Origin of the sequence: Citrobacter sp. TBCS-14 (assembly GCF_005280805.1) — a bacterium.
GTDB lineage: Bacteria > Pseudomonadota > Gammaproteobacteria > Enterobacterales > Enterobacteriaceae > Citrobacter > Citrobacter gillenii.
In genome coordinates this window covers 1-264 of the sequence record NZ_SZWM01000817.1, presented here as the reverse complement: position 1 = coordinate 264, position 264 = coordinate 1, and the positions used below count along the sequence as shown (strand labels likewise).

The following is a 264-nucleotide window of genomic DNA, read 5'->3' as shown; positions in this document are numbered from 1 at the left end:
GGCTTCACGATGATTCCCCATTCGCACCATGACAAAACCGCATCGCTGCCAAAAACGCCACAATTCGGCCGTATAACCAAAACTGACGGAAAGATAGTCACACTGCGAGGAATACTGATGGGCCTGCATAATCAGTTGCTGCCCGATACCTTCCCGCTGGCGAGCGGGATGAACCGCAATTCGACTAACTCGTCTCCCGACGAGCGTCGCCGCCAACGGGTCACCACCATGCGCCGCCAGTGACTGCGCAACCAGATTGCCTCT

The 264-nt window shown here is 56.4% G+C and carries 1 protein-coding gene; it reads right to left on the bottom strand.

What is annotated here, in order from left to right; translation table 11 throughout:
- Window positions 1-264: GNAT family N-acetyltransferase (locus tag FDX22_RS21470; protein ID WP_146717746.1), on the bottom strand; the 264-nt coding region annotated here is incomplete at both ends.